This window comes from Kitasatospora sp. NPDC024654 (assembly GCF_055559155.1).
This window is the reverse complement of record NZ_JBVHLF010000093.1, coordinates 1-24,105: the sequence shown is the minus strand read 5'-3', so window position 1 is coordinate 24,105 and position 24,105 is coordinate 1. Positions and strand designations below refer to the sequence as shown.

Sequence of the window (24,105 nt, the reverse complement as noted above, 5' to 3'; positions counted from 1 at the left end):
CCCTACGACCCCGACACCCACCAGGCCAACAGCAAGATCAAAACGACTCCCGAGACCACTTTGGCGGCATAGGGGTTGACTCAGGAAACTCATCGCGTAACCCCTTGGAACAGTGGTCCAGTTGTTTCCAGGTCTGTCCCCAGCGCGGGTCCCGCAGCTCGGCGGAGCGGTCAAGCAGCATGCCGAGGAAGTCTCGCAGTTCACGGGTGTCTGCCCGCTGGCAGTGGTCCGCCAGAGCGAGGATCGCCGCGGTCGCCGCGGCCCCTTGCGGTGCGGCCGCCCAGGACAGGCTCCTCGAGCCGAGGAACACCTTGGCTTTGCGGGATCCGACCTGCCTCAGCTGCTGGCCGACGTGCGCGTCCAGCGCCGGGGCGAGTTCGGGCGGCGTCGGCAGGTCGGAGTGGTGGGGCCATGCCTGGACGACCATGGTGGCCAGGACGAGCAGGTCGGCGAAGCTCTGGAAGCGTTCAGGGCCGTGGTCCCCGGGCTGGAGTCGGTCGAGAAGCCTGCGTTGCAGGTCTGCGGTCTGAGGGGTGAGCGTTGGCAGTTGTTGGTCCCGGAAGGGAGTGAGCCGGTCGAGCCGTCCCTGGCAGAGGCCGCCCTGGCCGGTCGTGTTCCGGCAGCGGCCGGGGTGCAGTTCCGCCGTGGCGGCGCCGTGGACCATCCGCAGGAACGGGCTGAGATAGCCGTCCGCGTGGATCGGCTTGCGGCAGTGCGGGCAGGTGTCGCGCAGGAACACGTTGTGCTCCAGGCAGGCGAAGACGATGGGCAGGTGCCACTGCCGTTTCCAGGGACCGCCGTGTCGTTGCTGGATGGCGGACCGGTCGCCGGCCAGGCAGCGCGGACAGCACCTTGTCGCAGCCGAGCTGAGCCAGGCTGTCCGCGGTCCGCTTCGCGGCTTGAACTGCCGGCGGTGGATCTCGTCGGCGACCGGGGGATACGTCTGCTGGTAGGGCAGTAGGGTCAGGTCCCGGACGGTGGCGGGCGCCAGCCGGACCGTCGCGGCGAAGGAGCGGGCCAGGTCGTCCGGAAGATCGGTCATGCTCGGCTGCCGGACTGGCCCGGCATAGCGGGTGAACTCCATGGGGGCGATGAGTCCGGTGCGGGCGGCCAGCCGCAGCGGCGATTCGTCCAGGCGGTGACCGAGTCGCAGGAGGTAGCCGGTCAGGCTCTCGTCGGGCAGCGGAAGCAGGCTGCGGGGCAGGACCTGCGGTGCCTGGGCTGTCCCGGTCATCCGGCCGCCGCCTCGGGGCCGTGGTCGTCGAATGCGCTGTTGCGGCGCTTGCCGCCCGAGCCCTTGCCGGGCTTGGGGCCGCCAGCGGGCTTCGGGGCGCCCTGCGGCTGCGGGGGATCCTCGTCGTCGCGGTCCTCCCGGCCGATCACGATCTCGTCCAGGAGGTTCTCGTCCAGCAGTTCCCGGCCGCTGTCCATGGCCTCCTGGGCTCCGTCGGCGATGAGTCGGGCGAGGATGCCGACGACGCCCTGGCTGCGGCGGTAGAGATATCCGGGCATCGAGCCCTCGGTGAGCATCCCCGGGCCGCCCTTGTGCAGCCGCAGATGCTCCTCGACGCCCTGGAGGTGGTCGAGGAAGTCCTGCATCTGCTGGTCGGTGCTGTAGCCGAAGGTGCCCAGCTCGACCATTTCGAACCGGCGCTCGGTCTGGGTGACCTCCAGTCCGTGGACGCGGGTGCTCTCCAGCGGCGGCATCTTCCACTGGCGCTTGTGCGGATCCCACTTGGCCTCCCGCAGCAGGCCCAGGCCGGGGATGTTGACGCCGGTCAGGATCAGGGTGACCTGGAAGCTCATCAGCGACCGGATCAGGTCCAGGACGTCCTGGTCGTCCGAGCGGTGCATGCGGAGCCGGTTGATGTCGTCGATTTTACCGACCGCAGGAGCTCGGATACCGGCTCTGAACTGCGACGATTCATAGACTACATGTCCGTCACGGTGACGGATGCCCTTCTCTGTAGCTCGTTTGAGTGGTGCCGCGGTGGAGCCCGGTGATGGTGGTGGTGGGTGGGTGGGGGGCACTCGTGGACGATGGATGAGCGTGATCACGATGCTGAGGCTTGCCGGAGAACCCGGTTGAGCCCTCGGGGCTGGCCCGACATACTCCCTGAATGACTGACTCCGGAGCCGAAGCCGCTGAGCAGGGATGGGACGAGCCCTGGTATCGCGTCCGAACAGATCGCTTCGAGGCGTCATTCCTGCCCAACGCGGGCGAACCTCTGGACACCGTCTGCAACGTCGACGTCGAGGTCGGTTGACGGCGGACGGTTCACGCTGGAGCGCGACCGTGTTCACGTTTGCCGAGGTCGAACGCATCATGGAGAGGTGGTCCAGTACTGGCGAGGCACTGGACGGCCGCTACTTCTGGTGCTCCGACGGCCTCGTCGTCCGGGATTCCGGGATCGACAACATGACGCAGGTGCTGGCCGGCCTCCTCGACTGCGGTGACTTCACGCAGGTTCTCCAGCGGCTCGACGACGAATGACTGTCCGGCTCCCATTCTGAAACGATCAGTAAGTCGACTGCCTGGAGTGGAGCCATCCCGCGCAAATTGGCGCTGAGGGGGAGCCGTATCTGGTCAGCTTGCTTGACATCCGTGGACGGTCGGCCCGGTCGGGGTGGATGATCCGGTCATGCCGACTGAAGAAGAGCTCGATTCGATGGAGGCGCGCATCGCGGCCGCATCCGTGGGTGTGTGGGTTCCCGTGCTGGAGACCCGCGGCGCGATCGGCGGAGCGAGCTGCATCCAGATCGCCCCGGCCACTGCCGTGGAGGACGATGAGATCTATCTCAGCCGGTTCATCAACGGAGAACAGGTCCAGGTCAGTCCGGACTCGCAACTGGATGCCGATCTCGCTTTCATCGCTTCCGCGCGGCAGGACATGCCCCGCCTGATCGCTGAAGTGAGGCGACTGCGCGCCCTACTGCAGGGGGACAGTGACCGGCGGCATGCCGCTTTCGTGGCGCTCCGCGAGCTCGGGCGAAGCCCGGACTACCGTGACCGGGCGGATGCCGGTCGCGGCCTGGCGGCCTTCGCCGACATGCAGGAGGCCCTCGGGCCACTGCTGGAGCTCGTGCTCGACCCGGGTGACACCTTCGTCACCCGGGTGACCGCAGAAGCCGTGCTTCGACGAATGGACAGGATCGGGCTGACGATAGTCGCTTCCGCGATGGCAGTCGCCAACTCCAATCACAGCGATTGGATCCACACCGCGATCGTCGACGTGTTCAGCATCTTCTCCGAGGACCGGGACAAAGCGCTGCAGCTGTGCGAGGAGATGCTGCAGGACGCTGACGACCGCGTTTCCCTGGGGGCCCGTCAGCTGCACGACATCCTGGCCGAGATCGACCCCGCTCTTCGCCCTGCATAGCGCGGATCATCCCGGCGGGAGTCGGGCTGGGCCTTCCCGCGGTGGCGGTGGGCATTGTCGAACAGAGCCCAGCCGTCGAATTCCTCGGCGGTGGGCCTGCCGGGCGTCCATCCCTGTTGGACAGCTTCGTCGAGCAGAACTCTGACGGTGCCGGGCTCATGAAGGTTCAGGGTCCTGCCGTCGCGGGTTCCGACGGTCCCAGACGGCTGGGGATAGCCGTCCGGGACGAGCCGGTCGGGGCCGTTCCGGAACCGGATTCTCAGGCCGCCGCGACCTTCCAGCGAGCGGATGACCAGCGTTTCGCAGCAGTCTTCGAAGGAGCCGTCGTCGAGCGCGCGGTGAGTGTGCCGCAGTGACCATAGGTAGGTCGTGTCGCCGATCGTGAGGCGACGCGTCCTCTTTTCGCTGCGAGCCATCCGCAGATCGTAGCGGTGGCCGGCAATCCGGGGTTCATCGCTGGCCAGGTCCGTCGTAGTAGCCCGGGCGAGCCAGCAAGACCGAGTTAAAGTAGTAGCCCTGCTCGTCTTCCGGGTCGTCGTCGCCCTGGAACGGACGCCAGAAGCTGAGAAGTAGGTCCGGCGCGACGAACGACGCGGGATCGTCCTCCGCAGCGACAATCGTGGTGATCTCGGACATGCGCGTCACGACGTCGCGGGCCGGCAGGCCGAAGATGTCGACGCCCTTGAAAGAGACGATGTCGGATGACTGTGATGGCCGCCCGAACTCCACGGCCTCCAGCCGGTCGCGTGTGCATCCAATACTGATCATCAAGCCGCTCGGTCGGAAGATGTGTTGTCCCGACCGGTCCGACGGGGAGATGGCCGTCGGTTCCCGCAGTGAATCCAGTGTGCTGTTCGCGGCCTGGCGCTTCATGCCGATCTGCAGGGGTCCGACGCCTATGGGTGGGGCGAGCTCGAAATGCATGCCCGCATGGTGTCACGGACAGTTGTCACCTGCGGTGGCGGTTGATCGATACGGTGTCGCCATGACTCAGGGCATAGTGCGCGTGGAGGATGGCTGGCGAGTGCCCACGTTTCGTGGGCTGGGTGTTGGGGAAATCGTCATCGACGACCGGCTCCGCCTCCGCATCGGGTCGAACGAGATCATGCTGTGCTCGTGGGCGGAGCTCGTGGCCGACGAGCGAGCATACGGGCTCTCGGCGTGGCCCCAGACGAACCTCGGCAAGGCGACTGAGCTGTTGCGTCAAGCCGTTGCCGAGGTCAGCGTCTCCGACCAGGGAGTCCTTCGGGTCCTGTTCGCGGGCGGATGGCGACTGACGGCGCCAGCCAATGATGAACGGTCAGCGTGGACGGTGACGCTCGGTGGCCGGGGGTTCCTCACCGCCAAGCCCGGGGGCGGGGTGACGGTGAGCGACTCCAGCTCTGGCCTCAGGTCGTAGTTCGGCCTTGCTCGATGATCTGGGCTTCGAGGTCGGCGACGCGGCGGTCCTGGAAGCGGAGGTTGGAGCGGGCGGCCTTCAGCCGTTCGTCGAAGGACCGGTTGTCGGCGGTGAGCTGGCGGACGCGCTGCTTGAGGGCGGTGTTCTCGGTGGTGATCTGCTGGATGGCCTCCTGGGTCCACTCGGCTTCCAAGTCGCGGACCTGTCCGAGGAGTTCCCCGATGCGGGTGCGCTGGGTGAGGATCTCGGCGTGGGCGGCCTTGAGGCCGTCCTCAGCGTTCAGGGCCCGCTCGCGCCAGGTCGCTTCGCGTGCCTGGTCCTGGTCGGTGACCATCTGGGTCCGGCGTTCGCCGGCCTCCGCCATCGCGGCGGCGACTGCGGCCCTGGCGTCGGGGTGGTCGTAGAGGAAGGTGCGGGAGACGTTCGCGCGGCGGGCGACGGCGGCGACGCTGACCTGGGTCTTCTCGCGGCGGAGCCGGGTGATGGCGTCGCGGACCCGTCCGAGGGCGGCTTCGGTTCTGCAGTGGCGGGCGGCCAGGGCCGCGGCGGTGCGCGGGTCGGGGACAGTGGTGGTCACGCGCATTGCTCCTGATCACGGTGGTGTCGTCGACCTGGTCCTGTTCGTCGTCGGCGGCCTGGGCGAGGTCGGCGGCGCGGAAGGCGGTGGACCACACGCGGTGGAAGTAGTCCTGGGGTTTGCGCAGGTCCAGGGCGAGGGCGTCGTCGAGCAGACCGAGGCCGGCCAGAGCGCTCTCCAGGCCGTCGATGGCGCGGGCGGTGGGTTCGAAGTAGCGATGGAGGTAGTCGGCGGTGGCGTCATCGGGGGCACCCTCAGCCAAGAGTCGCCACTGTTCGCGCTTGCGCCGCCAGTAGAGGAGGTCGGCGCCGGACAGGACGAACTTGTCGCAGTTGTGGCAGTCCAGGTTCCAGGGGCAGGCGCCGCCCTCGACGACGGGCTGGAAGGTGCAGAACCCGCCCTCGGCTGGGGTGCTGCGGCGCGACAGGTCGATCGCCAGGGCCTGGGCCTGCTCGCGGGTGAGCGAGGTGGCGTCCCCAGCCAGGAGTTGGCCCGGTTGGGCGGTGCCGGGGCCAGCAACCCAGATATGCTGGAGCACGTCCTCCAGATCAGTGCTGGTCAGATGCACGTAATGCTCGGCCATGCGGTCTGAAACCTGGCCGAGGTAACGGCGGATGTGGGTCAGTGAGGCACCGGCCCGCAGCAGATTGGTGGCCAGCGTGTGGCGAGCCTGATGGGGGACGGGCTGGCCCAGGTCGAGTTCGTTCACCCAGTCCCGGAAGCCGCGGTTGAACCACGTGTACGACAGCGCGGTGGTGCCGGCGGGGTTGCGGACCTTGGTGGCGAACAAGGCCAGCCGGGCCCGTTCGCTGCCCGTCGGTCGACGGCCGTGCCGGGCGACGAAGCGGTCCAGCGTCTTGCGCTGGCGCTCGGCGAGCAGGTCGTAGAGACGGTCCGGGATGCGGATCGCCACGTCGTAGTTCCCAACTTTGGTCTGGTCGTGCCAGAACATCGCCAGGCCGCCGTAGCGGCCGATGCAGTCCCAGCGCAGTTTCACGACCTCGCCGACGCGCCGACCCGTCACCACGATCGTCTCCCAGACGTCCCTCAATCCCAGGTCATCAGGGTCGTGGACCTCGGCGAGCCGGGTGAGGTTGTCCCCGTCGGCCAGGGCGCGGGCGACCTCGTCGGGGAACGGCCGACGGGCCCGAAGCGTCTCGTTCCCGGCATAGGGCATCGCGATGATGAACTCCCGGTCCAGCGCGAGCCGTTCGGCGGTCCCGTGCTCCAGCGCGTCGCGCAGGAGCTTGCGCACCCCGTTGAAGACATCGGTGCGGGTGACCTGGGTGACCGTCGAGGGCTCCCCGGCCAGTCCCTTCATCACCAGCGACGGCAGGCCGTTCTGTTCACGGTGCCGCTGGTCGGCGATGAACCGGGTCATGTGCTCGACGCGCAAGGCAGATGGGTCGTGGCCGCCGCTGGTGGCGTCGACCTCCAGGAACGCGCTGAGCTCGGTGCAGGCCCGGCGGATGCCGTCGATCGGCGCGGCGGTGCGCGGGCGGCGGGGTGAGCTGATCAGGTCGGCGGTGTAGTCCCAGAGCAGGTCCCGAAGCCAGCGCTGGGAGATGGCGGTGAGGTCGATGTGGCTGGCCCGGGCCGGGAAGCGGATGCCGAAGTGGTCGGTCTCGATGAACCCGGCCTCCCGTGCCTGCTGCGGGGTGAAGTAGACCAACCGCAGGTAGTGGAGCATCTTCTTCACGATCGCCGTGTGGAAGCGGGGGAAACCGTCCAGATCCAGGTCGGTCAGTGAGCCGGCGTCGCGCTCGCGTGCGAGGTTGACGAGCTTCTGGATCCAGTCCAGCTTCCAGATGCTGTGCCGGTCCTCCTGGGTGTGGGCGAACAGACCCCACTGGATCTCAGCCCGCAACAGGGGCCGCAGGCCGCACAGATTGACCTGCCCCGGCCGCGGTGCCGGGTCAACGGCCGCGCACCAGGCACGGAACGCGTTCTGGTCCGCGTAAGAGACACAAACCGGCTGCCCCTGTTTCTCGTAGCGCTGCCACCAGCTCGACGGGAGGGCCGCCCCTCCCGGACGGCGGTCGCGCATGTAGCGGTGCCGGTGCCAGCAGCACAGCCCCAGCGGGGACAACGCCAGCCCGGGACAGACGGTGACCTGGCAGTTCCCGTAGCCCTCGCACGGCTCCTGATCTGCCACCCACTGGTCGAAGTCCACCGACGCGTCTCGGACGGAGACCGAATACTTCCACGCGCCGTAGTGACGGATGCACAACCGCAGTTCGGTGCGCGGCGAGGTGGGTCGGTCGGGGCAGATCAGGCAGGACCCTTCCCGGTCGTACTCGGCGCGCGGCAGCGCCTCGGCGGTGGTGAGGAACTCCGCCCGGGTCGTCCCGGACGCCCGGGCCGTTCCCCACTCCTGGAAGTGCGTCGAGCAGAGGTCCAACCCGCTGTGCCGGGCCCGCTCGCACGCGTCGACCACACAGGCCCACTGGTAGACGCGGTGGCCCTGCGGGACACGGATGATGACGTCGCGGAAGATCGGGTCGAAGGCCGGGGCGCCGATCAGCGCAGTGAGGATCTCCAGCCGGTCGCGCCCTTCGCGGTCGGGGCGGTCAGTGTAGAGCGGCAGCAACGATTTCACGGTCACTTCGTCTCACCCCAGACCGCGCGGAGCGCGGCGTCGAAGGCCGGGTCGTGGACGTCGACATGTCCGTAGACCTCGTCGACCATCGTGGCCGAGGCCCACCCTCCGGCATCGCGGGCGATCAGCAGGTTCCCGTCCGAGGCGTCGAGAACAGCCGAGGTAAACGTGTGCCGGAATGCGTGGGGTTTCACGAGCCCCAGACCAGCGCGTTTCCCGGCTCGGCCCAGCATGCGGCGGGCCCCGACCGGAGCCCACGGCTGCCCGGTCCCGGGGCCGTGGAGCTGGACCAGGAGCATGCCGTGCGCGGCGGTGCCGCGCGGATACTCGCCGCCGGTGAGGTAGTCGAAGTAGGTGTGCACCATCGCCGGGCTGACCCGCTTGATCAGCCCGCCGGTCACCGTGCCGCGCTCGATCCGCCAGGGGTGCTTGGTCTTCGCTTCGGCCCGGTTCGGGTTGCCGGGCCGGTGGCAGACGTGAACGTGCGGGGTTCGGCACTCGCCGCAGGCCGCGTCCTCGCGCAGGTGCAGGTCCACCAGGTGCAGCCCGCAGAGCTCGCCGATCCGCAGCCCGCCGTCGGCCAGCCAGGTCACCAGCAGCCGGTCGCGGGCCGAGTTCACCACGGCCAGGAGCTTCTCCCGCGCGCCGTCGGGGAGCATCTTCGGGTGCCGGCGATGCGGCCCCGTCGGCGCGAGCGGGTTGGTGGGCAGCGTGTTCTTCACGTGTCCCAGGAACGAGCGGCGCCGGTCCGCCCGCGTGGGCAACCGGGAGGTGTCGAGCTTCTTGCCGAGCTCACCGTTCACGCCGAGGGAGGACTGGTGCAGGTAGAAGCCCTTCAGGCAGGCCGCTGCCGTGGACAGTGCGGAGCGGCCGTAGGGGCGCTTGCCGATCCGCCACGGCTCCCCGAGCGGCATGAGGACCTCCGCGCCGACGATCCCCATGTAGCGCTCAAGGTCCCTCAGCACGACCTTGTCGAAGGCCAGGCACTCGCGCTCCAGCCACCGCAGGTGGTCCACCAGGTAGTACGCGTAGGTCTTCTGCGTCCCCGACCCGTCGTGCAGGCGCAGGAACCGGTCCGCCTCCATGTGGATACTGCCCTCGGGCCAGACGACCGTCCACGACCGCCGCCCGTCCTCGCGATCGATCTGCTGGACCCTCAGGTCTCCGACCACCACTCGCCGTGCCACTTGTCCTCCGTACCGACTCCGGAACATGACGGGCGCTCCGGACACGGTCGGTAAACGAGCCCGCGACGCTCTGGTCACAGGCCCAGACGGACATCACGGGCGGCACTACCCGCGGTCGGTAAAGTCGATGACCAGCGCGCGGACGCCGTGGTCCTGGAGCGACTGGGCGACCTGGCGGATCAACTGGGGCAACGTGAGCCCCTTGGAGGAGGCGCCGAAGAACGCGAGGATGGTCTGGCAGAGGCTCTTCGGGGTGGCGGTGACGGGGGTCTGGACATAGACGACCGGCGCGTGCAGGTCGATCGTGCCCTCGACCGCGGTCGGGTTGAGCTGCTGGTGCAGGTCCAGCCACATGTCCTCGAAGAAGGCGCCGACGCTGCAGACCGTCGCGGTCTTCCCGTGGTTGCCCGAACCGCTGACCATGATCCCGGACAGGGTCGGGTCGTCCTGCTTGAGTGCGTTGCCGAGCAGGCGGCGGTGGATCAGCCGCGACACCTTCGCGGACATCGGAGTGTCCTGGATCGGCAGATTCACGTTCGTCAGGCGCCGGAACAGGTCGAAGTCCGTCCGCCGGTCCTCGGGGATCAGGCGCCACTTGGCCGCGGTCGGCATCGGCGGCGGGACCAGCAGCCCCCGGGTCTCGCGGAAGTGCTGCCAGCCGGCCAAGGTGTCCCGGGGCGGCCTGCGCTGGGTGATCAGGTGGGCGATCTGGGCCCTGGTCGGCAGCCCGTCCAGCGGATCGGGATTCACATGCTCTCCTCGGTGGGGGTGGGCTCCTCGCGCTCGGCGATGCTGGGCAGCAGGAACATCCCGCGCCGACGCAGGGCGTCGTCCAGCCGCGGCGGCGCGACGGGATTGCGCAGGCCGGCGGCCTCGCGGCGCTGACGGCGGGAGGCGTCGACGGCCCGGTGGATTGGGACCGGCTCCTCGACGGCGGCCGGCTCCGCCTCCGCGGGACGCCCGCGTTCGCGGTCGGCCCGTGCGGCCTGTCCGCGCTCGGCCTCGCGGGCGCGGGCCGTGCGCTCCCGCTTCCGGGACCTGGCCGCCTCCGCCTTCGCGTCGGCGATCTGCGTGGGCCACTGGGCGACCGGCATCGTCGCGCTCAGCAGGTCGACCAGCAGCGGCAACAGTTCCGCGTCCGACCGGGGAGCCAGCCCCCGCTGCCGGACAAGGCTCAGCAGTTCAGCGACGGTCTTGTCGGAGAACGCGGGGACCTCGCCCTCCGGCGGCAGCCCGGTCCATCGCAGTTCGTGCCAGCGGTCGGGGTCGTCCGGGTCTTGGAAGAAGACCTGGCGCCGGTCCCGCCGGTCGCTGTGGACGACCCACTTGCCCTTGTGCCTGCCCCCGCGGCTGGACCGGCCCCGGAACCGGTCCTCGTCCAGGACGTCGTTGAAGTACCAAAGCCCGAGGATCTTGACTCCGCGGCGGGGGTGGACCATCACGTGGTGCTTGCGCAGGACCTGGTAGTAGAGCTCGGGCTCGGGGACCTGCATGGACCAGCCGCCCTGCTGCATCGCGGCGGCGAACAGCGAGTTGGGGCTGTGGTTCTCGCCTGGCCCCCAGGCCGGCGCGTATTCGCCGAGCTTGTGGTTCATCCAGATCCGGACGATGAACGTCGCGATCACGTGCTCCATCTGCTCGCGCGTCAGGACCGCGTCAGCCTCCGGGTCCTTGCCGCGGTCGGCGACGTCGCTGCCGGTGCTGCCCAGCAGGTGCTGGAACAGCATCGTGTTGAAGGCCAAGAACGCGCGCTCAACGGCGAACTTGTCACTGGGGCGGAAAGCGCGGGGAGGAAGGATGTTGCGGCCCAGCACCCGCTCGGCCTCGACCAGGTCATGACTCTTGTAGGGGCCGCCGTGGTCGGTGGTCACCGTCTCCGGGGAGAAGAACGGCAGGGCGGCGACCTCGTGGCCGGCGAACTCGGTGACGATCTCCGCCGGGACCCCCGGGTAGGGCCAGGCCATGTCCTCGCCCCAGCCCTCGCGCATCGGCAGCGGCAACATCACGTCCCGCAGCAGCATCGCGACGTCCACCGCCGTGTCCGACTCCAGAGTCAGCCGGAACGCGGGCGCCGCGTGCGTGTAGAGGTCCAGCGCCAGGGTGAGCGTCGCGGAGACCGGCTCGGCGAACACCGAGTCCCGCAGCTTGACCGGCAACGGCGTCGAGTCCAGCGCGACCACCTGGCCGGGGCGATAGACCACCAGCCGCCGGCCGACCCCCGCCCGCTCGGCGGCCTCCGCCGAACGCGCATAGCGGGCCTTCGCCCCGCCGGAACCGAACCACTCCTGCCAGACCCGCGTCAGCGTCATCCGGCTGGGGATCTTCTCCGTCGGAAAGTCCTTGAAGGTCTCCGCCATGAACTGGTGCACCAGCCGGTGCCGGGCCGTCATAGGCATCGTGGACCGGTCGCTGCACTCGCGCTTGACCGCAAAGATCGCCTGGCGGACCTCTTCGGTGACACTGCGGTGACCGCCGCTGCGGCGGGTCCACCGCCCGTCCGCGCAGGCCAGCAGCAGACTCTCTCCGGACAACGCGGTGAGCGTCTCCAAGGTCCGATAACCCATGAACTGCAGGCCCAGCCTCGCGGCCTCGTGCCGGGGCAGGGCCTGGCACTCGGCGACCTTGGCGGCCCGGCGCTGGCCCAGCGTGGTTGTCGCCGGGTCGTATTCGGGCCGGGGCTCCCCCGGCCGGGCGCGGTCCGCGTGACCGTCGCGGAACCCGGTCGCCGTCTCCAGCACGTGCTCGGCCCTGATCCGGGCCCGCTCCAGCTGGTCGGGAGTCAGGTCCGCCAGGGACCGCGACTGCCCGGCCTCGGACGGCCGCGGCAGGGACGCCGGGGTGGCGACCGGACGGGCGTCCGGGTGGTGGATCAGCCAGCGGATCGGGCGGGTCTCGGTCCGGCCGTCCCCGTCCGAGAGCGTGAATCTCCCCGACTGCGGCTCGATCGCATCCACGGTCCACTCGATGCCGTTGAGCCGCAGCCGGCTGCCTGGCGCCAGGTTCAGCAGGCCCCGTCCGCCCGCCATCACAGCCTCCGGCGCTGCCCGAGCCAGACCAGCGAACCGTCGCAGAGCGGACGCGCCAGGTCGACGGCGAGACGGCGATGCCAGAGCAGATGCGTGGCGTGGGCCCGAGCCACCACCGGCAGGCTCGTGTTCTCCACCAGCTCACCGAAAGCCACCGGCCCCTGATTGACCTGGCTGATCAGCTGCCGCTGCAGACCCAGCTGGTCCTTCAGATGCCTGCGCTGCGAGGAAAGGTGGTCCAGGACGCTGTGGACGTGCTGGCGCCAGCCCGTCACCACGACGTACTGCCAGCCGCAGGACCCGGCCGCCTCCGCCGCCGCATCGAACTTCAGCCGGTCCTCCTCCTCGATCCGCCCGCCCGGACGGACGTCGAAGAGCACCATGCCGCCGGGCAGCACGGCCAGGAAGTCAGGGATGTGCTGGCCACGGCCCCGCGCATGGTCGAAGTCGAGCCGGAACGGCTGCGGCAGCACCTCGTGCGCGCCGAGGAAGTCCAGCGCGAGCAGGAGCCGTTGCTCCTCCAACGACTCGAACGCATGGTGCCGACCGGTCGACACCATGAACTGCAACCCAGGCCGGTGACCCTGGCGAGCCCTCCAGGAGAACCTGCGGACCGGCCGCGTGGACAACACGGGCACCGACCTCACGTCCCGCACCGGCCAGGCGACCTCACCGCCCTCCACCAACCAGGAAGTGGTCCACCGCCGGGTCCAGTCCCCACCCAGCGACAACCGCCCGCGGGCCGAGCCACCGCGGTACGGAGCGATCAGCTTCTTCAACGAGCACACATCGGAGCGGACAAGAGCCTTCGACTGCGACGTCGTCATAGACCAACGGGAGCACGACACCCCCAGCACCCACAGGCAATCACCGGACTTGTCCGTAACTCAACGTGACTTGACCGCCCTCGTGGCCGATCCCGCAAACAACGATGAGCATCCGCAAAGCAACACGAGCAGTCACATCAAGACCCCAATGCTTGAAGCCCTTGCTTCGGTTAGTAAACTCCCCCCATGATCGCCCCAAATGCCCCTGAAGGCCGGGACAAGATGGTTACCAAAGTCCCGCCGCAGCTCCGACGAGAGCTCAAGATTCGTGCCGCCACGGTCGGCGTCGACATCCAGGACGCCGTCACCGAAGGCATCAAGGCCTGGAAAACCGCCCCCAAGCCCCTCCCCCAGGTCGACACCGCGGGCGCGGCGTCCTTCTCCACCTACGTCCCCACCGACCTCCTCGCCGCGTTCCGGGACGACTGCTCGCTGCAGAGGATCCCCTACAACCAGGGCGTGGCCCAGGCCATCCAGCTCTGGCTCGACTCCCACCCTCTGCCCAAGCGCGAAGCCCGGGCCACCGGGGCACGCCGGGTCGCGATCGGCAACCAGAAGGGCGGCGTTGGCAAGACCGCCCTCACGGCCGGCATCGGCCAGGCTCTCGCCGAACAGGGCTTCAAGGTCTGCATGGTCGACTTCGACCCGCAGGGCCACCTCACCAAGCAGCTCGGCCACGACCACCTCTCACTCAAGGAGGACAGCCTGGTCAAGCACATGGTCGGCGAACCCCAGGGCGAACTGAAGGAGCTCGTCCTGCCCGTCGCAGGAGACGCCTTCGGCGACCGCCTGTTCCTGCTGCCGGCCTGCACCGACGGCTTCCTCCTCGACGCCAAGCTCGTCACCTCCCGCGAGGTCCGCGTCAAGGAGACCGCCCTGGAGAAGGCACTCGCCCCCCTCGAGAGCGACTTCCACTTCATCCTCATCGACTGCCCCCCGTCCCTCGGCTACGCCATGGACAACGCCCTCTACTACGCGCGCACCCGCGACGGCGAGGAGAGCGGAACCTCCGGGCTGCTCATCCCCGTACAGGCCGAAGACTCCTCGGCCGACGCCTACACACTCCTGCGCGAGCAGATCGATGCACTGTGTGACGACCTCGACGTCGAGATCTACGACCTCGGATTCATCGTCAACCTCTACGACGTCCGCAAGGGCTACGTCCTCACCTCTTCCCTGGAAGGCTGGAGGTCCATCGGCACCCCCGAGGTCATCGCCGTCGTCAACGACCGAAAGGAACAGCGCGAGGCCGTCCGAGGCAAGGCCCCCCTGCTTGTCTGGGCTCCCGACAGCGAGCAGGCGGACGTCATGCGCGACATCGCCAGGAGGATCACCGCATGAGCCGTGTGGCTGACCGCGTCGGAGCAGGAGCCTTCGGAAGCCTCGCCCGCAGCCCGCGCAGCGAGCGCGGCCGCGCGAAGGCACAGGCCGAGGGTGCCATCCCCGACTACGAGCTGATCCGCCTCAAGCTGGACAGCGTCGCCGCGTGCCCCATGAACCCGCGGCGCAACTACGGGAGCGACGAGGACAAGGCCGAGCTCGGCAACAGCCTCGCCCGCAAGCAGGCCACCGCCTGCGTGGCCGTCACCCGCGCCGCCTACCTCCAGCTGTGGCCGGCTCACGCAGAGATCATCGCCGAGACCGCCGAACACGTCCTTCTCAACGGCGAACGGCGCTACCGCTCGGCGCTCCACGTCGGTCTGGACGCCCTCGACTTCGTCGTCCGCGACGACCTGGCCAGCAGTCAGGCCGACTTCCTCGACTACCTCGTCAGCGAGAACGAGGACCGCGTCGACTTCGACATCATCGAACGGGCCCGCGGAGTCAAGCAGCTCCTGGACGCCTGCGACGGCAACGCCGCTGAGGTCGCCCGCCGCCGCGGCAAGGACCGCTCCTGGGTCGGCAACCAGGTCGCTCTCCTCACCCTCCCCGAGCGCATCCAGGATCTCCTCAGCTCCGGCGAGCTCGCGGAACGCTACGGCCGCCGCCTCGCTCGCGCCCTCAAGGAAAACCCACAGCTCACCGCCGACGAACTCCTCGAATACGGCGAACAGCTCAAGGATGAGGAGCGTGCTCAGCGCGAGGAGGACCGCCTGCTGCGGGCCCAGGCCAAGGCGGGCAGGATGTTGTCCGCGGACAACATCCCGGCTCAGCCCGCCGCGACGGGTCCGGATCCCGCCCCAGTGTTGTCCGCGGACAACATCCTGCCGGAGGCGGAGAACAGCTCGTCAGTGCCACTCGAACTCCCGTCGCAAGGTGGCAGGGACAGTCAGCAGCCTCGGCTCACTGCCGCCTCCCCTGCGCCGGTGTTGTCCGCGGACAACACGTCCCCGGGCCTGGAAGCTGACGGTCCCGCCGACAACTGAGGCTTGCAGATGGGGGTGACAGATAGTCAGTTCGGCTCTATGCATGGCGATCCGGGTCTTGTCGGGGTGAAGCCGCAGCCCGACCTCCTCCATCCTGTCCGCGAGGGCAGCCAGGGTTCAGGCTCAGCTCACCACTCCCGCTGAATACCCGAGGGTAACTCTTCGCTGCCAGTCGATCACATGGGAGGGGAACGGGATGAAGTGGGTCGCCGCCCAGCGCACCGCCGCAGCGCGCACCGACGACAGCCGCGCCCTGCCCGGCGCCGCCCAGGCCTGACCGGTTGGGCTGTCCGCCGTGCGGCACCCATGCGGATGTGGGCGACGCAACGCGTGGCTGGGGCTGGAGGGAATCTGTAACGTGGAGGTGAGGTTTTATGCACGGCGAGGTGAGATCGTGGTGCTGCCGATCGACGACCCGGATGCGGCGCTCTACGCGGTGGGGCAGGTCGCCGTCATGCTGGATGTCCAGGTGGCCTTTCTGCGCCGGCTGGACGAGCAGGGCGTGGTAGTGCCGGTGCGTTCCGCGGGCGGCCAGCGCAGGTACTCCCGCCGGGAGATCGACCGGGTCGCCGCCCTGGTGAAGCTGATCAGCGAGGGGCTGACCCTGGAAGGCGCGCGCCGGGTACTCGATCTCCAGACCCGGGTGGAGGAACTGGAGGCCGACCTGGACCGGACCCGCGGCAATGGACACGCGTCCGCGTAGCACCGGGCGGTGCCTCGCGCGACTGGGCGCGCCGGCGGGTTCCCGCCCGGGCGGGATTCAGGCGGCGGCAGGGGTGAGGTCGGCGCGGCCGAACAGGAGCGCGTAGCCGCGGGGCAGGCCTGCGAGGAGGCGGTCGGTGAGCCGCTCGCCACCGAGCATCGCGAGGCCGGCCAGGACGGAGGAGGCGTCCCAGCGGGCACTGGTGAGGCTGGTGTTCAGGGTCCGGGCGACCGCTTCGACGAAGGCGGGAGCGGCGACGGGTTCGGGCAGGGGGATCTGCGGGGCGAGGACCGCTCGGGCCCGCTCGGGGAGCGTGGCGGCCAGCTCGCAGCGTTCCTCGCCGGTGAGCTGGGAGCCGAGGACGGCCAGGACCGTGTCCAGGACGCGTTCGGCTTCCTCGTCGCTGGGTTAGCGGCCGAGTTGGCGGACCTGCTGGATCAGGCGGCGGTGCCGGGTCATGGGCGTGCCTTCCGGGCGGGCCGCCGCGGCACGGGCGGCGGCACGAAAAGGGTCAGGGTCGGTGGCCGGGGGCGGGGCGGCCGAACAGGACGTCGTAGCCGGGCGGAAGCTGGAACAGGACGCGCTCCATCAGCTCGTCGCCGGCGGCGTCGGCCACCGTGGACAGGACGGCCCCGATGTCCCACACGGCGGTCTTCTCGGTGGCCCCCTCGATCCAGGCGGCGGTGGCGCGCACGAACCGTTCGGGACTGAGCGGTTCGGCGGCCTGCAAGGGGTTCAGCAAGATCAGAGCGAAGGTCTCGGGCAGACGCGCCGCGAGCTCCGCGCGCACGTCGCCGACCAGATGGGCTCCGAGCAGGGCCAGCACGACGCGGGCCGCGCGGTCGGCGTCCTGAGCAATGTCGTACTCGCCGCGTTCCTGGACCCGGTCCAAGAACGTCTCCCATCGAAGAGTCACCGCGAATCCTCCCTTCGTCTCGCACCGTCCGGGGGTGCGGCGCACGCGGCCGGTCAGGGCTCGGCGGCCAGACGGCGGCTGAGGCCGGTGAGCTTGAGCAGCCTGGCCACCGGCCCGCCGACGCCGCGCAGGACCAGTCGCCCGCCGTGCCGGTCGGCCTGGTTACGGGTCTGGACGAGGACGCCCAGACCCGAGCAGTCCATGAACGTCACCTCCGACAAGTCGAGCACCACCTCCCGGTGCGCCTCAAGCGCGGCGGCCAGCCGGCGGCGAAGCCGCGGGGCGGTGGCGAGGTCGATCTCACCGCCGGCCCTCACCACGAACGGTGCCGGCCGCCCATCGCGCGTAGTGTCGTCAGCCGCGATTGCCCGCGTCCCACCGGGGAGTGCAGGGCCGGACGCGGTAGGGGTCGGCGCCGTCCCCTCGGGGGGTGCGGGCGGCGCGGAACGGCACAGGGACGCGGTCAGGCCTTGATCTCCTTGCGGCTTCCGCTGTGGCCGATGGCGATCTTGCGGGGCTTGGCCTTCTCGGCGACGGGGATCTTCAGCGTCAGCACGCCAGAGTCGTAATCGGCGCTGATCCCCTCCGGGTCGAGCGTGTCGGAGAGCATGATCTGCCGGGAGAACACGCCGAGCGGACGCTCGGACAGCTCCCACTTCACGCCCTCGCCCTCGTGGCGGGGACGGCGCTCGGCCTTGACGGTCAGCATGTTCCGCTCGACATCGATGTCGATCGCCTCCGGGTCCACCCCCGGCAGGTCGAAGCAGATCACGTACTCGTCGCCGGCGCGGTAGGCGTCCAGCGGCATCGGGGCCGGACGCGACCAGGTGCCGGTCGTGCCCAGGAACTGCTGGGTCAGCCGGTCCAGCTCGCGGAACGGATCGGTGCGCATCAGCATCGCGAAACACCTCCACTGATCGATGGGTGCCAGTGCGCTTCACCTGAAACCGTTCTCCATGTCATCCATCCGATGACAAACCACAAAGTCGCCAAAGGAGTGACATCGGTGGGAAAGCGGCCCGGGGCACCCGCCACCGGCGGCACACCGCCGGCCGGACCGGCGTCCTTCCTCGCCGCCGCCGCGGCGCTCGCCGCCATAGAGGAAGCCGTCCGTACCGCCCAGGACACCCACGCCACGACCCCGCCCACCACCCAGGCCGGCCCCGAGCAGGCACTGGCCACCCTGCTCCTGCTGCGCGAGCTGCGCACCGAACTCGCCGGTTGGGAGGCCCCGCTGGTGGAGACCGCCCGCGCCGCCGGCGCCACGTGGGCCGACCTCGCCCGCCCCAGGGCGTCGCCAGCCGCCAGGCCGCCGAGAACCGCTACCTGCGCCTCAAGCCCGCCACCGACCCGGGCGCGCCCACCGGCGCCGGACGGGTCAAGGCGGTCCGCGACCGGCGCGCCGCCGAACGCGCCATCACCGCGTGGGCCCGCGCGAACGCCGCAGACCTGCGCCAGCTCGCCACCCAGGTCACCGCCCTGAGCGACCTCGCCCCCGCGGCCCGCCCCGCGCTTAATGACCTCCACGCCACGCTCGGCGCCCCGGACGCCGCCGAACTTCTCACCCCACTGGCCGCCATCCGCCCCCACCTCGGCAGCCATCACCTCCGCATCGCCCACCACCTCGACGATCTCGCCCAGCACACCGATCAGCTGCGCCATGACAGCGACCAGCAGCGCGCCTGACCCCCTGGCAGCCGCGGAGGCGCGCTGGCAGCGGATCGAGAACCAGCTCGAAGCCGTCGGACGCCGGATGCGGACCGACAGCGGCGCCGCCATCGCCCCGATGGACGTCTGCCTCGCCCGCCTGGAAGCCATACGCGAAGCCCTCCGCGCCTCCTTGGCGAAGGACGAACAGGACATCGCACCGCAGTCCGGGGCCAGCGCGGTGCACAACACCGCCGGGTACTGAGGGGCCCCGCATGCGGACAACAGCGCGTTGGGAGAAACCCTTCAGCAGGCCGAGATGCCCGCGAGCCCGGCAATGTCGCGGCCTCACGACGGAGATCACCCGCCCCCGCCCGGTCAGCCTGACCGGGCGGGGGCGGAGACGACTCGGATCGCTATCCCCGGCGACGGCCCGGGTGACAACCCCGGGCGTACACCGGGAGCCCGCCGGGCCTGCCAAGGCTGCACTCGCCAGGCGGGCTGGCGGTGCACTGCTCAGCCGGTGATCTGCTTCTTCTCGCCGCTGCTCGTGATCTCGATCTTGCGCGGCTTGGCCTGTTCGGCTATCGGAATGCGGATCGTGAGCACGCCGGCGTCGTAGTCTGCCTCGATCTTATCGGCCGCGAGAGTATCGCCGAGGAACACCTGGCGACTGAAGACGCCGTAGGGTCGTTCGGCGACGACCATCTCGCGGTCCTCGATCTCCGGTGCCGGCCGCTCGGCCTTGACCGTCAGGACGTTCTGCTCGACGTTCAGGTCGATGCTCTCGGGCTCGATGCCGGGCAGGTCGAGGCGGATCAGGAAGGATCCGTCGCTCTCGTAGGCGTCCATCGGCATCGCGGCTGGCCGGGCCGTGGTGCCCAGCAGCTGCTGGGTGAGCCGGTCGAGCTCGCGGAACGGATCGGTTCGTATCAACATCACGGGTCACTCTCCTCGTGGGTCGGTGACAGCGATGAGGCTCTCGCGGGAGTCCACCCATCAGTCCATATACCTCTATTTCGGACATCTTGACAAGCACTGGCCAAGGTTCTATCCAGATCTAAGAGGAGGTTTGCCGGGGTCACCCGGGAGGTGGTCCGCCATGACCCGATCGCGAGACCGACGCGATCACTACGCGGTGCTGGGAGTGGAGCCCACGGCGTCCGCGCGACAGGTTACCTCGGCCTACCGCGCCCTGATCCGGCTGCTGCACCCCGACAGCCGCCCCGTCGAGCCGGGATCGGCGGAGCGACTCGGCGCGGTGGTCGCCGCCTACGAGGTCCTTCACGATCCCCAGCTGCGAGCCGCCTACGACGCCGAACGCGAGAGCGCCCGGCCTCAACCGGATACCGCCCGCGCCTCGGGCCGGCCCCCGGCCGCGCACCGACAGGTATCCGTCCGGGTCATCCGGGACGCCGGGCGCCCCGAGCCCACTCCCCCCGGAGCAGCGATGCGCCAGGGGGCCGAACCGCTCGTCCGGGCGGGCCCGGTGCGGATCGCACCGGCGGACGCACCGGCGCGATCACGCGATGATCCCCGCGACCTCCGGGAGTGGATACTGCACCGGCTATGGGAGGTGGACCCATGGCTGTGAACGGCAACGACTTCCGCACCGCCGTCGCCTGGTGGGACGGCCAGGCCACCGTCGCGGTCACGGGCGAGGTCGACCTCGCCACTGCGCCCGAGCTCGACCTCCGCGTCAAGGAGTGCCTGGCGCGCCGGCCCAGGCGCGTCGACCTCGACTTCGTACAGGTGCGATTCTGCGACTGCTCGGGCGCAGCCGTCCTGGAGCGGCTCCATCGCCAGGCGCAGGAGGAAGGTGTCGTCCTGAGAGTGACGGACGTGAGGGCACCGATCGTCGCCCGAGTGTTCGACCTTCTCGGCCTCACCGATCTGGTTGAGCCTCACCGTCGTGCCTGAACCCGGGCAGGCCTGCACGGGCCGCGTACCGCCGCGCTGCCACGACCCGCACACGCGGTCCAAAGCCCCGACGGTGCAAGAGCGGGGGACGACACAAGAGCGGGCCGCCGCTCCCGAGACCATCCTCCCGAGCCGGCGTTCAGACGCCCCGGACCGGCGCGGTGTAGACCAGCTCCGCGGCGAGGTGCTGCGCCCGGCGCAAGAGCGCGGACCACCAGCGACGCCCCCACCGGGGCCTGGCTCTGACCCGTTCCGGGCACTGACGCTGCGCACCACCGCGCCCGCCGCCCCCGAGCCATCCAGGCCGGGACGGCGGCGCGGTGGTGCGCAGCGCGGCGACCCGGCCGGCACCCCGACAGGAGGGCACCGTGCCCACCACCGCCCCGCACGCCCAGGACGCCCCCGTGCACGAGCCGTTCGCCCAACCCGAGCGCACTTTCCTCCAGGACAGCGCCCTGCCCGACGCCACCGACTGGGAGCTGGCCCGCATCGCGCTCGCCCGGCGCAGCTCCGCCGCCTACGCCGCCGACCCCCGGGCCGATGAGGCCTGGCGGATCGGCGAGGAGTTCACCGCCGAGGTGCGGGAAAGCCACTACGTCGCCATTCAGACCTGCGGCTGGCATGGTCACTGAGGGTCATCCCTGGAAGCGACCGAAAGCCGTTCAGTCGCTGTGCTGGGCTGCTGGAAAACGGCAGCTCAGGGGCCCTGTAGCTGGCAATCAGCGACTCAAGCGACTCAAGCTTGGCATTATGAGGACATTCCCGCGTGCGCGTGTGCGCGTGATACATACCGAGCTTGAGTCGCTTCGGTCGCTTTTCGCGCGACGTAAGGCGATTGACCTGCGGTTTTGTGCTGATAGCGGGCGCAGTGCCCGAAGCGACTGAGTCGCTGCCCACGCGGTTCGGTCGCTCCACTTCGGAGTTCGGCGTTTCGTGTCCGACCTTGAGTCGCTTGGGTCGCTTCGATCGCTCTGGCGGGGAAGTGCCCCCGGACCTGCCCGTTTTGGCCGGTCGCCACCGTAGGCACGTTGCCCGGCCCTCGCCCTCCTGGCTGGCCGCGTGTGCTGGCTGGCTTGCGCTCCCGGATCAGCTTCAGCTCCTGGGCTAGGCTGTGTGCGTCTGTACTTCGGCCTTGGGTCGCTTCAGTCGCTGTTGCCCGATCTTTAGGCTTCTGACCTGCAATGATGACGGCAGCGACTGAGCGGCGGGGAGCGTCTAGGGAGTGGTGGCGGACCGCTGGCAACCGGGAGGGGTATTTCGTGGCTCAGAGCAGTGCCGCCGGCTTGCCCACCCCGCTGGAGGTGGCCAGGTGGTGTGTCCGAGCCGGGTGGCCGGTGCACCCGTTGAGGGCCGGTCACAAGATCCCGGTGGGTAACTGTCAGGTCTGCCAGGTACGCGGCCACACCCACCACGGTTGCCCGTGCCTGGCGGCGGGCCGCTGGTGCCACAGTTTCCACGCCGCGACCTTGGACCCTTCGCGTGTCGAGGCATGCTGGGCCTCCGGCACGGGTTTTGGGGTGGCTGTGTCCTGCGGTCCGGCCGACCTGGTCGTCATCGATGTCGACGCCCACCCCAAGACCGTGCCCGCGCGCGACCGGATCCTGCCCGGAATCCCGATCAGTGGCGAGGTTGTCCTCGATGGGCTGGCCAACGGCTTCCACACCCTTGCCCTGCTGGCCGCACTGCGCGGAGCTCCCGATCCAGCGCTGGACGAGAACACCCTGCGGGTGTGCACGCCATCGGGCGGGCTGCACCTGTGGTACCGGGCCGAGGGCCGAGGATGGCTCTCATCGACCGGCACCGGAACCAGCCGCGCGCTTGCCTGGCAGGTCGATGTACGTGGCGTCGGCGGCTACATCGTGGCGCCAGGAACCGTCACCGCCGCGGGCACCTACCTCCCGCTCGGATCGTGCCGCACCCCGGCTCCGTTGCCCAGTTGGCTGGCTGCGGAACTCCAGCGCACCGGACACCTGCCCGACACCTTCGCACCCGCCCGGCCGCACCCTGCCCCGCCAGCGCGGGGCCGCCAGGCCGTGGTTGCTGCCGGAGGCGGCCGCAACCGTGCAGCCCGCACCCTGGAGACCGTGCTGGCCGAGGTCGCCAATTGCGCTCGGGTGCCGGAAGGGGCGGCATTCAGCGACAAGCTCAACCGGGCCGCGTTCACCGTCGGCGGGCTGGTTGCTGGCGGCTTCCTCCCGGCAGAAGAGGCGGAGCGCCTGCTGCTGCAGGCGGCGCTGGCTGCCCGGCCGGGTCAGGACCGGCGTTGCTCCCAGATCATCCGCGGAGGCATGAGCGCCGGTTCGCGCCGCCCCTTGCACCCAGGAGGCCTTCGATGACCGCGTCCGACTTCGACCCGGTCGCCGCGGCCCAGCAGATCCTCCAACAGCCGCCCCTGCCGGTGCCGGCCCAGGGCCAGCCCATGAACGGTGCGACCAGCCGCGGCCTGCTCCCCGACACGCTCACCGACCGCGGCAACGCCAAACTGTTCGTCGCCCTTTACGGAAGCGACTACCGTTACGTGCCGGGCATCGGCTGGTACCGATGGGTGGGCTACCGCTGGCAGATCGACGAGGACGACACCGTCGTGTGGGCGGCCGGCGAGATGGCCGAGGCGATCGCCCTGACCGACCCGCACGGGATGTACTCCACCACCGAGCTCCGCCGCCACCGGCGTCGGGCCCTGTCGACCGCAGGTATGAACGCCCTGCTGCTGCAGGCCAAGGCGGCCCCCGGTATGGCCCTGAACGCTGCCCTGCTCGACGCAGACCCCTACGCCCTGTGCACCCCCGGTGGCGTCGTCGACCTGCGCACCGGTCTGCTGTCGCCACCGGACCCCGCCCGGCATCGTCACTCCCGATCCGCGCTCCTCGCCCCCGAACCGATCCCCACCCCGCGCTGGAACCGGTTCCTGGAGGACACCTTCGGCACCGACCCCGAAGGCCGCGCCATGATCGGCTTCCTGCACCTGCTGCTCGGCTACTCCATCACCGGAGACGTCGGCGCCCAGGTGATGCCCTTCTTGTACGGCCAGGGCAAGAACGGCAAGTCAGTTCTCCTCGATGTCATGATCAAACTGCTGGGTGACTACGCGGACGCCGCTCCACCCGGCTTCCTGATGGCCAAGGCCTTCGACACCCACCCCACCGACCTGGCCGAGCTTCACGGCCGCCGAGTCATCGTGTGCTCCGAGTTGAAGGCCGGCGACCGCTTCGACGAAGCCCGCGTCAAGCTGCTGACCGGCGGCGACCGCATCAAGGCCCGACGAATGCGCCAGGACTTCTTCAGCTTCGACCCGACCCACAAGCTCTGGCTGCTAGGTAACCACCGCCCTGAGGTCGGCACCGGCGGCTACGCATTCTGGCGCCGCATGCGCCTGATTCCCTTCGAACGCACCGTCTCTGACGACCGCAAGGTCGACAACCTCGCCGACGTTCTCGTCACCGAGGAAGGCCCCGGAATTTTGGGCTCTTCGCTCGCATGTGTGGGTCGGTTCGTGTCATGAGATAACGAACGCCGCACCCTGCGTAGGTTTCTGATTGTGATGATCAAGAACCTGCG

At 69.7% G+C, this 24,105-nt stretch carries 24 protein-coding genes and 4 pseudogenes; 13 read left to right on the top strand and 15 right to left on the bottom strand.

Translation table 11 applies throughout. From position 1 onward, the window contains the following. Positions 1-37 precede the first annotated feature (37 nt). The gene (locus tag ACZ38L_RS33140; protein WP_465700417.1) at positions 38-1,234 is read right to left on the bottom strand and encodes a TniQ family protein; all 1,197 of its coding nucleotides are present in this window, start codon (positions 1,232-1,234) and stop codon (positions 38-40) included. After that, positions 1,231-1,854, bottom strand: coding sequence for a hypothetical protein (locus ACZ38L_RS33135; protein WP_465700415.1), 624 nt, complete (start codon positions 1,852-1,854; stop codon positions 1,231-1,233). The genes ACZ38L_RS33140 and ACZ38L_RS33135 overlap by 4 nt, the downstream gene beginning before the upstream one ends. Before the next feature lie 266 nt (positions 1,855-2,120). On the opposite strand from ACZ38L_RS33135, the pseudogene ACZ38L_RS33130 reads away from it, so the two are divergent. Further along, positions 2,121-2,494, top strand: a pseudogene (locus ACZ38L_RS33130) (hypothetical protein). A gap of 148 nt (positions 2,495-2,642) precedes the next feature. Further along, positions 2,643-3,380 (top strand): hypothetical protein, encoded by a 738-nt coding sequence (locus ACZ38L_RS33125; protein ID WP_465700413.1) that lies wholly within the window; start codon positions 2,643-2,645, stop codon positions 3,378-3,380. On the opposite strand, the gene ACZ38L_RS33120 is transcribed toward ACZ38L_RS33125, so the two are convergent. Continuing rightward, positions 3,329-3,796 carry a hypothetical protein gene (locus tag ACZ38L_RS33120; RefSeq protein ID WP_465700411.1) on the bottom strand — a complete coding sequence of 156 codons (468 nt, stop codon included), beginning with the start codon at positions 3,794-3,796 and terminating at the stop codon, positions 3,329-3,331. The genes ACZ38L_RS33125 and ACZ38L_RS33120 overlap by 52 nt on opposite strands. 34 nt (positions 3,797-3,830) lie before the next feature. After that, positions 3,831-4,304 carry a hypothetical protein gene (locus ACZ38L_RS33115; RefSeq protein WP_465700409.1) on the bottom strand — a complete coding sequence of 158 codons (474 nt, stop codon included), beginning with the start codon at positions 4,302-4,304 and terminating at the stop codon, positions 3,831-3,833. Positions 4,305-4,365: 61 nt separating this feature from the next. Between ACZ38L_RS33115 and ACZ38L_RS33110 the strand changes: the two genes are divergently transcribed. Beyond that, a complete protein-coding gene (locus tag ACZ38L_RS33110) occupies positions 4,366-4,779 on the top strand; it encodes a DUF6188 family protein (RefSeq protein ID WP_465700407.1) in 414 nt (137 codons plus the stop codon). Here ACZ38L_RS33110 and ACZ38L_RS33105 read toward each other — a convergent pair. From ACZ38L_RS33105 to ACZ38L_RS33080, 6 genes and pseudogenes are all read right to left on the bottom strand, one after another. After that, the gene (locus ACZ38L_RS33105) at positions 4,769-5,362 is read right to left on the bottom strand and encodes a DUF6262 family protein (RefSeq protein WP_465700405.1); all 594 of its coding nucleotides are present in this window, start codon (positions 5,360-5,362) and stop codon (positions 4,769-4,771) included. The genes ACZ38L_RS33110 and ACZ38L_RS33105 overlap by 11 nt on opposite strands. Positions 5,363-5,924: 562 nt before the next feature. After that, a pseudogene (locus ACZ38L_RS33100) lies at positions 5,925-6,533 on the bottom strand (tyrosine-type recombinase/integrase); the annotation flags it as partial. Between the two features lie 1,424 nt (positions 6,534-7,957). Further along, the gene (locus ACZ38L_RS33095) at positions 7,958-9,142 is read right to left on the bottom strand and encodes a tyrosine-type recombinase/integrase (protein ID WP_465700403.1); all 1,185 of its coding nucleotides are present in this window, start codon (positions 9,140-9,142) and stop codon (positions 7,958-7,960) included. A 105-nt stretch (positions 9,143-9,247) separates the two neighbouring features. After that, the gene (locus ACZ38L_RS33090; RefSeq protein ID WP_465700401.1) at positions 9,248-9,892 is read right to left on the bottom strand and encodes an AAA family ATPase; all 645 of its coding nucleotides are present in this window, start codon (positions 9,890-9,892) and stop codon (positions 9,248-9,250) included. Next, complete coding sequence (locus tag ACZ38L_RS33085; RefSeq protein ID WP_465700399.1) at positions 9,889-12,168, bottom strand: transposase; 2,280 nt, start codon at positions 12,166-12,168, stop codon at positions 9,889-9,891. Before ACZ38L_RS33085 ends, ACZ38L_RS33090 begins: the two co-directional genes overlap by 4 nt. Further along, on the bottom strand, positions 12,168-12,995 hold the full coding sequence (locus tag ACZ38L_RS33080) for a TnsA-like heteromeric transposase endonuclease subunit (protein WP_465700397.1): 828 nt from the start codon (positions 12,993-12,995) through the stop codon (positions 12,168-12,170). Before ACZ38L_RS33080 ends, ACZ38L_RS33085 begins: the two co-directional genes overlap by 1 nt. Positions 12,996-13,181: 186 nt before the next feature. Here ACZ38L_RS33080 and ACZ38L_RS33075 point away from each other — a divergent pair, with 186 nt between their 5' ends. From ACZ38L_RS33075 to ACZ38L_RS33065, 3 genes are all read left to right on the top strand, one after another. Continuing rightward, the gene (locus ACZ38L_RS33075) at positions 13,182-14,336 is read left to right on the top strand and encodes a ParA family protein (RefSeq protein WP_465700395.1); all 1,155 of its coding nucleotides are present in this window, start codon (positions 13,182-13,184) and stop codon (positions 14,334-14,336) included. After that, on the top strand, positions 14,333-15,361 hold the full coding sequence (locus ACZ38L_RS33070) for a ParB/RepB/Spo0J family partition protein (RefSeq protein ID WP_465700393.1): 1,029 nt from the start codon (positions 14,333-14,335) through the stop codon (positions 15,359-15,361). Before ACZ38L_RS33075 ends, ACZ38L_RS33070 begins: the two co-directional genes overlap by 4 nt. A gap of 394 nt (positions 15,362-15,755) precedes the next feature. Continuing rightward, positions 15,756-16,064 (top strand): helix-turn-helix domain-containing protein, encoded by a 309-nt coding sequence (locus ACZ38L_RS33065; protein WP_465700391.1) that lies wholly within the window; start codon positions 15,756-15,758, stop codon positions 16,062-16,064. A gap of 57 nt (positions 16,065-16,121) precedes the next feature. Here ACZ38L_RS33065 and ACZ38L_RS33060 read toward each other — a convergent pair whose 3' ends face one another. The 4 genes from ACZ38L_RS33060 to ACZ38L_RS33045 all read right to left on the bottom strand — a co-directional run bounded on the left by ACZ38L_RS33060 (position 16,122) and on the right by ACZ38L_RS33045 (position 17,878). Then, positions 16,122-16,433 carry a DUF2267 domain-containing protein gene (locus ACZ38L_RS33060; protein ID WP_465700423.1) on the bottom strand — a complete coding sequence of 104 codons (312 nt, stop codon included), beginning with the start codon at positions 16,431-16,433 and terminating at the stop codon, positions 16,122-16,124. Between the two features lie 142 nt (positions 16,434-16,575). Then, positions 16,576-16,980 carry a DUF2267 domain-containing protein gene (locus tag ACZ38L_RS33055; RefSeq protein ID WP_465700389.1) on the bottom strand — a complete coding sequence of 135 codons (405 nt, stop codon included), beginning with the start codon at positions 16,978-16,980 and terminating at the stop codon, positions 16,576-16,578. A gap of 53 nt (positions 16,981-17,033) precedes the next feature. Beyond that, a complete protein-coding gene (locus tag ACZ38L_RS33050) occupies positions 17,034-17,345 on the bottom strand; it encodes an STAS domain-containing protein (protein WP_465700421.1) in 312 nt (103 codons plus the stop codon). Between the two features lie 98 nt (positions 17,346-17,443). Continuing rightward, positions 17,444-17,878, bottom strand: a complete 435-nt coding sequence (locus ACZ38L_RS33045; protein WP_465700387.1) for an Hsp20/alpha crystallin family protein — start codon at positions 17,876-17,878, stop codon at positions 17,444-17,446. Between the two features lie 72 nt (positions 17,879-17,950). Between ACZ38L_RS33045 and ACZ38L_RS33040 the strand changes: the two are divergent. Both ACZ38L_RS33040 and ACZ38L_RS33035 read left to right on the top strand, forming a co-directional pair. Further along, positions 17,951-18,666, top strand: a pseudogene (locus tag ACZ38L_RS33040) (hypothetical protein). Further along, the gene (locus ACZ38L_RS33035; RefSeq protein ID WP_465700385.1) at positions 18,641-18,892 is read left to right on the top strand and encodes a hypothetical protein; all 252 of its coding nucleotides are present in this window, start codon (positions 18,641-18,643) and stop codon (positions 18,890-18,892) included. Before ACZ38L_RS33040 ends, ACZ38L_RS33035 begins: the two are co-directional and overlap by 26 nt. Positions 18,893-19,143: 251 nt before the next feature. Here ACZ38L_RS33035 and ACZ38L_RS33030 read toward each other — a convergent pair whose 3' ends face one another. Next, positions 19,144-19,566, bottom strand: coding sequence for an Hsp20/alpha crystallin family protein (locus ACZ38L_RS33030; RefSeq protein WP_465700383.1), 423 nt, complete (start codon positions 19,564-19,566; stop codon positions 19,144-19,146). A gap of 163 nt (positions 19,567-19,729) precedes the next feature. Here ACZ38L_RS33030 and ACZ38L_RS33025 point away from each other — a divergent pair, with 163 nt between their 5' ends. From ACZ38L_RS33025 to ACZ38L_RS33005, 5 genes and pseudogenes are all read left to right on the top strand, one after another. Continuing rightward, entirely contained in the window at positions 19,730-20,221 is a 492-nt protein-coding gene (locus tag ACZ38L_RS33025) for a J domain-containing protein (protein ID WP_465700381.1), read from the top strand. Further along, positions 20,218-20,547, top strand: a complete 330-nt coding sequence (locus tag ACZ38L_RS33020; RefSeq protein WP_465700379.1) for an STAS domain-containing protein — start codon at positions 20,218-20,220, stop codon at positions 20,545-20,547. Before ACZ38L_RS33025 ends, ACZ38L_RS33020 begins: the two co-directional genes overlap by 4 nt. A 368-nt stretch (positions 20,548-20,915) precedes the next feature. After that, positions 20,916-21,179 (top strand): hypothetical protein, encoded by a 264-nt coding sequence (locus ACZ38L_RS33015; protein ID WP_465700377.1) that lies wholly within the window; start codon positions 20,916-20,918, stop codon positions 21,177-21,179. Between the two features lie 627 nt (positions 21,180-21,806). After that, positions 21,807-22,883: a bifunctional DNA primase/polymerase gene (locus ACZ38L_RS33010; RefSeq protein ID WP_465700419.1), complete on the top strand. Its 1,077-nt coding sequence runs from the start codon at positions 21,807-21,809 to the stop codon at positions 22,881-22,883. Continuing rightward, positions 22,880-24,010 (top strand): annotated as a pseudogene (locus ACZ38L_RS33005) (DNA primase family protein); the annotation flags it as partial. The gene ACZ38L_RS33010 and the pseudogene ACZ38L_RS33005, both read left to right, overlap by 4 nt. Between the last annotated feature and the right edge of the window lie 95 nt (positions 24,011-24,105).

Excerpts from the sequence above, each read along its gene's own strand:
- ACZ38L_RS33140 (WP_465700417.1), bottom strand. The coding sequence starts at position 1,234 with ATGACCGGGACAGCCCAGGCACCGCAGGTCCTGCCCCGCAGCCTGCTT.
- ACZ38L_RS33135 (WP_465700415.1), bottom strand. The coding sequence starts at position 1,854 with ATGCACCGCTCGGACGACCAGGACGTCCTGGACCTGATCCGGTCGCTG.
- ACZ38L_RS33125 (WP_465700413.1), top strand. The coding sequence starts at position 2,643 with ATGCCGACTGAAGAAGAGCTCGATTCGATGGAGGCGCGCATCGCGGCC.
- ACZ38L_RS33120 (WP_465700411.1), bottom strand. The coding sequence starts at position 3,796 with ATGGCTCGCAGCGAAAAGAGGACGCGTCGCCTCACGATCGGCGACACG.
- ACZ38L_RS33115 (WP_465700409.1), bottom strand. The coding sequence starts at position 4,304 with ATGCATTTCGAGCTCGCCCCACCCATAGGCGTCGGACCCCTGCAGATC.
- ACZ38L_RS33110 (WP_465700407.1), top strand. The coding sequence starts at position 4,366 with ATGACTCAGGGCATAGTGCGCGTGGAGGATGGCTGGCGAGTGCCCACG.
- ACZ38L_RS33105 (WP_465700405.1), bottom strand. The coding sequence starts at position 5,362 with ATGCGCGTGACCACCACTGTCCCCGACCCGCGCACCGCCGCGGCCCTG.
- ACZ38L_RS33085 (WP_465700399.1), bottom strand. The coding sequence starts at position 12,168 with ATGGCGGGCGGACGGGGCCTGCTGAACCTGGCGCCAGGCAGCCGGCTG.
- ACZ38L_RS33080 (WP_465700397.1), bottom strand. The coding sequence starts at position 12,995 with ATGACGACGTCGCAGTCGAAGGCTCTTGTCCGCTCCGATGTGTGCTCG.
- ACZ38L_RS33075 (WP_465700395.1), top strand. The coding sequence starts at position 13,182 with ATGATCGCCCCAAATGCCCCTGAAGGCCGGGACAAGATGGTTACCAAA.
- ACZ38L_RS33070 (WP_465700393.1), top strand. The coding sequence starts at position 14,333 with ATGAGCCGTGTGGCTGACCGCGTCGGAGCAGGAGCCTTCGGAAGCCTC.
- ACZ38L_RS33045 (WP_465700387.1), bottom strand. The coding sequence starts at position 17,878 with ATGCTGATGCGCACCGATCCGTTCCGCGAGCTGGACCGGCTGACCCAG.
- ACZ38L_RS33035 (WP_465700385.1), top strand. The coding sequence starts at position 18,641 with ATGACAGCGACCAGCAGCGCGCCTGACCCCCTGGCAGCCGCGGAGGCG.
- ACZ38L_RS33030 (WP_465700383.1), bottom strand. The coding sequence starts at position 19,566 with ATGTTGATACGAACCGATCCGTTCCGCGAGCTCGACCGGCTCACCCAG.
- ACZ38L_RS33025 (WP_465700381.1), top strand. The coding sequence starts at position 19,730 with ATGACCCGATCGCGAGACCGACGCGATCACTACGCGGTGCTGGGAGTG.